Consider the following 207-nt stretch of genomic DNA (forward strand, 5'->3'; position numbering starts at 1 on the left):
CCACCACGTCCACGCCGTCGAGCAGCGCTGCCACCACCGCGGGGAACTCCGCGCCCGGGCGGGGCACCAGGGCCAGCCGGGACAGGTCCGCGCCGTGCTCGGCCGCTGCCGCCAGGCCCAGGGAGGGCAGGCCGACCACCGCCGCCCAGGAACCCGCTGCCGTGGCCGGGGCGAGGAGGGCGAGCAGCAGCGAGGTCGAGCCGTGGA

General features: G+C 79.2%; 1 pseudogene. It reads right to left on the bottom strand.

Annotated features, from left to right (window positions below):
• Positions 1 to 207 (bottom strand): annotated as a pseudogene (locus tag G3I65_RS45885) (hypothetical protein); the annotation flags it as partial.

Source organism: Amycolatopsis sp. SID8362 (assembly GCF_010550475.1).
Lineage (GTDB): Bacteria > Actinomycetota > Actinomycetes > Mycobacteriales > Pseudonocardiaceae > Amycolatopsis > Amycolatopsis eburnea.